This window comes from Shewanella sp. SG44-6, from assembly GCF_014164185.1.
Lineage (GTDB): Bacteria > Pseudomonadota > Gammaproteobacteria > Enterobacterales > Shewanellaceae > Shewanella > Shewanella vesiculosa.
The window spans coordinates 1-5,149 of sequence record NZ_JACJER010000204.1; the positions used below are offsets into that span (position 1 = coordinate 1).

The window sequence follows — 5,149 nt, forward strand, 5'->3', positions numbered from 1 at the left end:
AAAAAGCAAATATTTATACCAAGATTACAGCTTACAGGTGCTGTTATCCGGCTTACGTCATCACTGGCGCGGTAACGCACTGGCAAGTCCCTATATGAAACTGATTGAAGTAGATAAAAACCAACAATTACAAAAAACACTCGCCGCGTATCTTGAACATATGGGTGATATACAAACCTGTGCTAACAGTCTATTTATCCATAGAAACACATTACGTTATCGATTAGATAAAATTCAAACCATCACCAATATTGATTTGCACAGCTTTAATGGATTACTGAGTTTGTATTTAGGTCAGCTCATCCACCAGCCCAGCGCTTAGTTGTGCATTAGTACAAAAATAGTCTATTTGAGCATTGTTATTAGTGCGGATGAACAAAGTAATTTATCACTAAAGGTTTACTATGATGAATAACTAAACCACTCCAATAACAATAAATAACGAGTACTCTATGGGACTAATCTTGATCTTACTCGGCGTGATCGCCTTCATCGTCATCGCCACCTCCAGATTCAAACTTCACCCTTTTTTAACCCTTATCTTAGCGTCGTTTCTCACCGCATTTGCTTATGGCTTACCCAGTAACGAAATCGCTAAAACCATCACAGGTGGTTTTGGTGGAATTTTAGGTTATATAGGCCTAGTCATTGTATTAGGAACAATTATTGGCACTATCCTTGAAAAAAGCGGCGCAGCAATCACCATGGCAGATGTTGTCATTAAATTGTTTGGTCAACGCTTTCCAACCTTAACCATGTCAATGATTGGCTATTTGGTGTCTATCCCTGTGTTTTGTGATTCAGGGTTTGTGATTTTAAACTCATTAAAGCAATCAATGGCTAACCGCATGAAAGTGTCTCAGGTTGCCATGAGTGTCGCCCTAGCAACTGGGTTATATGCCACTCATACCTTTGTACCGCCAACGCCAGGCCCTATTGCAGCTGCTGGTAACTTAGGCCTTGAATCACAACTAGGGTTAGTTATTGCCGTCGGTGTGTTTGTTGCCGCGATTGCCGCTTTTGCAGGTATGTTATGGGCCAACCGTTTTGCTAACGAACAACCTGACGGCGAAGGGGCTGAAGAACTTAATGCACAACTACCAGACTTTGACGATCTGAAAAAGGCATACGGCGAATTACCTAGCCCGCTAAAAGCCTTTGCGCCAATTTTTGTGCCTATTATCTTCATTTGTTTAGGTTCTATTGCCAATTTCCCTTCAAAACCGCTTGGTGAACAAGGTTTATTCGATTTATTAGTCTTTTTAGGCCAACCGGTAAACGCCTTAATGATTGGCTTATTTTTATCATTATTTTTACTTAAAGGGACTGAAAAAGTTAAAGAATTTAGTGAGCGTATTAGCCAAGGCTTAGTGGTTTCGGCGCCAATTCTATTGATCACCGGTGCTGGTGGAGCCTTCGGTGCGGTGTTAAAAGCCACTGAAATTGGTGCATTTTTGGGTAGCAGTTTATCGGCATTGGGCGTGGGTATTTTTATGCCATTTATCGTCGCGGCCGCGCTCAAATCGGCACAAGGATCATCAACCGTTGCCTTAGTCGCCACCTCGGCCTTAGTGGCACCATTGTTAGGCGATATAGGCTTAGCCTCAGAAATGGGCCGCGTTCTTACCGTTATGGCCATTGGTGCAGGGGCAATGACAGTGTCACATGCCAACGACAGTTTCTTCTGGGTTGTAACTCAGTTTAGCCGCATGAGCGTCAAACAAGCTTACCGCGCGCAAACCATGGCGACATTAATTCAAGGTATCACGGCGATGATCACCGTTTATCTACTGAGCTTAATTTTACTGTAATTTATTATTCAGAGTCTTATATGAAAATCGTTATTGCTCCAGATTCATTTAAAGAAAGCTTAAGTGCCCTTGAAGTGGCTAATGCCATTGAAGATGGCTTTAAACAGGTGTTTCCTGATGCACAATATTGCAAAGTGCCGATGGCTGACGGCGGTGAAGGTACAGTACAAGCCATGGTTGATGCTACTCAAGGGCAAATCATTAATCTTACTGTTACTGGCCCGCTGGGGTTACCTGTTGACGCTTTTTACGGTGTGTTGGGGCAACTCGATGAAGACGGCAAGCAAACTGCAGTGATTGAAATGGCAGCGGCATCAGGGCTACATCTGGTGCCCGTCAATCAACGCAATCCGTTATTGACCACCAGCTTTGGCACAGGTGAATTAATTGCCGATGCGTTAAATCGCGGCATCCGTCATATTATCTTAGGTTTAGGCGGCAGTGCCACCAATGATGCAGGCGCAGGAATGATGCAAGCATTAGGGGTAACACTGAGCAATATGGCTAATGAGCCACTGCCTTTTGGTGGCGCAGCCCTTGCCGCATTGCATCATATTGATGTTCAGTCGTGCCATCCTGCCATAAAAGAGTGTGTTATTGAGGTCGCTTGCGATGTCGATAACCCATTGTGTGGTCCTCGCGGTGCCAGTGCGATTTTTGGTCCACAAAAAGGGGCCACAACCGAGATGATTGAACAGCTCGATCATGCTCTAGGCCATTTTGCTCACACGGTTAATCAACAACTTTATCAATCTGTTGATACTCAGTGCCAACTGCACCCTGGGGCTGGCGCGGCTGGAGGTATGGGGTTTGGCGTGATGACAATATTAAATGCCTCCTTAAAACCTGGGGTCGATATTGTCACCAACAGTGTAAAATTAGCAGAGTATTGCCACAATGCCGATTTAGTCATCACAGGTGAAGGTCGTATTGATGGTCAAACTGTGTTTGGTAAAACCCCCATGGGCGTATTACATGTCGCTAAACAGCTCAATATCCCAGTGATTGGCATTTCTGGATGCCTAGGCCCAAATGCAGATGCTATTTTAGCCGAAGGCATGCACGCTATTTTCGCTATTATTCCGGCACTACAACCATTAGAACAAGTGTTGTCTGAAGCACAGGTGAATCTCACCAATACCGCCCGTAATATTGCGGCAATGTTGTCATTATCATTAGTGAAAAAGTAATCCTGTCAGCATAAATATCAATTGATATTTATGCTGACTTTACAATGCTAATGAAATTTATCGCAATAGGGCTCCCCTATTGATATCCGTTTTAGATGAATGACCTAGTATTGATCTCGAGTCACACATGCGCAGACCAATAACTACAATGTCATCTGCATTATCACCAAGGGTATTCTGACCACAACAGATAAGCAGTCATCAGTATTTTTTCTACCCTAACCATCAGCATTAACACGATAAATACTTGAAGCCTAACCAGCCATACAGTAAAGTTAGCACCCTCATTTCGTCCTGAAGGTGCAGCGTTAATCGTAATGCATCAGTCAATGCTAACAGGATGGAGTTTTCATCATTACGGCAAGCAAAATGACCTCGAAAATCACCCGTCAAGCATACGCTTCAGAAGACAGCTTACTGCGTATTTTTACCGCACCTGAAGATTCAACCTCGACGTTGAGCATTATTGAACAGAAGTTGTCACAAGACCTTGCAGGGTTTTTAGGTAACAGCATCGCCGCACTGGAAAAGCCGCTATCAGAAATAGAAACCGATTTTAACGCTTATCAGATCCCCACCGTTCCTAAGTTCGTTTCTGATTATGCCGACGAAATCATGCAAAATTTAGTGGCGCACTCAGTTCATACCGCTGCACCGAGTTTTATTGGTCATATGACATCAGCATTGCCTTATTTTGTGTTACCGCTGTCGAAGATGATGGTGGGACTGAACCAAAACTTGGTTAAAATCGAAACATCAAAAGCCTTTACGCCTCTTGAGCGCCAGGTATTAGGCATGATGCACCACTTGGTTTATCAACAATCAAACGACTTTTATGACCAATGGATGCACAGCGCAAATCATTCGCTAGGCGCATTTTGTTCAGGTGGCACGGTAGCCAACATTACCGCCCTGTGGATAGCCCGAAACCGATTATTGCAACCTAGCGGCGAATTTAAAGGTATTACTCGTGAAGGCATGACCAAAGCTTTACGATTTTATGGTTATGATGACCTTGCCATATTAGTGTCTGATCGGGGTCATTACTCATTAGGGAAAACGGCCGATTTATTAGGTATTGGCCGAGATAACATCATTAGTATCCCTACGGATGAACATCATAAAGTCGATGTTGCTGCCATGCGTGCAACCGCGGCTAAACTGGCACAACAAAATATCAAAGTGATGGCGATTGTCGGCGTGGCTGGCACAACCGAAACCGGTAATGTCGATCCATTAACTGAGTTAGCCGCTTTAGCCTGCGAGTTAAATTGCCACTTTCATGTCGATGCAGCTTGGGGCGGCGCCAGTTTATTATCCAACAAATATCGCCACTTACTAAAAGGCATCGAGCTAGCTGACTCAGTCACGATCGACGCCCATAAGCAAATGTACGTGCCAATGGGCGCCGGTATGGTGCTATTTAAAGACCCAGAACTGGCCAAAGCCATTGTGCATCATGCTGAATATATTTTACGCGTGGGTTCAAAAGATTTAGGCAGTCAAACGCTGGAAGGTTCGCGCCCAGGTATGGCGATGTTAGTGCACGCTTGCCTGCAGATAATTGGTCGCGATGGCTATGAAATACTCATTAATAACAGCCTAGAAAAAGCCCGTTATTTTGCAACGATTATTGAGCAACATAAGGATTTTGAATTAGTCACTGCGCCTGAGTTATGTTTACTAACCTATCGCTACGTCCCCGCATCGGTACAAGCAATACTAACAACAGCCATATCGAATCAAGACACAGAGTTAGTTGCAACAATCAACGAACTACTGGATGGATTAACTCAATTCATTCAAAAACATCAACGTGAACAAGGCAAATCATTTGTGTCACGAACACGGATTAAACCGGCAAAATACTTACGCCAACAAACCACAGTATTTCGTGTGGTACTCGCTAATCCGTTGACCAGTCATCAAATATTGCATGATGTGCTCACCGAACAAGTCGAAATTGCCGCGTTAGACAGCGAATATTTACCACAGCTGTTGGCGTTGTAGAGCACAGACTCATAATAACTTCGATGTTTATAGCTTGTTAGCGACCTTTTCGTCATCCCGGCAGTGTTTTCAAGCCGGGATCCCGGTGTTTTCTTTGTACTTTTGTACTTTTGTACTTTTGTACTTTTGTACTCATGG

At 43.8% G+C, this 5,149-nt stretch carries 4 protein-coding genes; all 4 read left to right on the top strand.

Features of this window, described 5'->3' with window-relative positions:
* Nucleotides 1-322 (top strand): CdaR family transcriptional regulator (locus tag H5185_RS21130; protein ID WP_182743092.1); only part of this gene is annotated, 322 nt, incomplete at its 5' end.
* A 130-nt stretch (nucleotides 323-452) separates the two neighbouring features.
* A complete protein-coding gene (locus H5185_RS21135; protein WP_124016374.1) occupies nucleotides 453-1,811 on the top strand; it encodes a GntP family permease in 1,359 nt (452 codons plus the stop codon).
* 20 nt (nucleotides 1,812-1,831) lie between these two features.
* Complete coding sequence (locus H5185_RS21140) at nucleotides 1,832-3,001, top strand: glycerate kinase (protein WP_182743094.1); 1,170 nt, start codon at nucleotides 1,832-1,834, stop codon at nucleotides 2,999-3,001.
* A gap of 369 nt (nucleotides 3,002-3,370) precedes the next feature.
* Entirely contained in the window at nucleotides 3,371-5,011 is a 1,641-nt protein-coding gene (gene panP, locus H5185_RS21145; RefSeq protein WP_182743096.1) for a pyridoxal-dependent aspartate 1-decarboxylase PanP, read from the top strand.
* The last annotated feature ends 138 nt before the right edge of the window (nucleotides 5,012-5,149 follow it).

Coding starts and splice junctions, on each gene's coding strand:
- H5185_RS21135 (WP_124016374.1), top strand. CDS start 453: ATGGGACTAATCTTGATCTTACTCGGCGTGATCGCCTTCATCGTCATC.
- H5185_RS21140 (WP_182743094.1), top strand. CDS start 1,832: ATGAAAATCGTTATTGCTCCAGATTCATTTAAAGAAAGCTTAAGTGCC.
- panP (WP_182743096.1), top strand. CDS start 3,371: ATGACCTCGAAAATCACCCGTCAAGCATACGCTTCAGAAGACAGCTTA.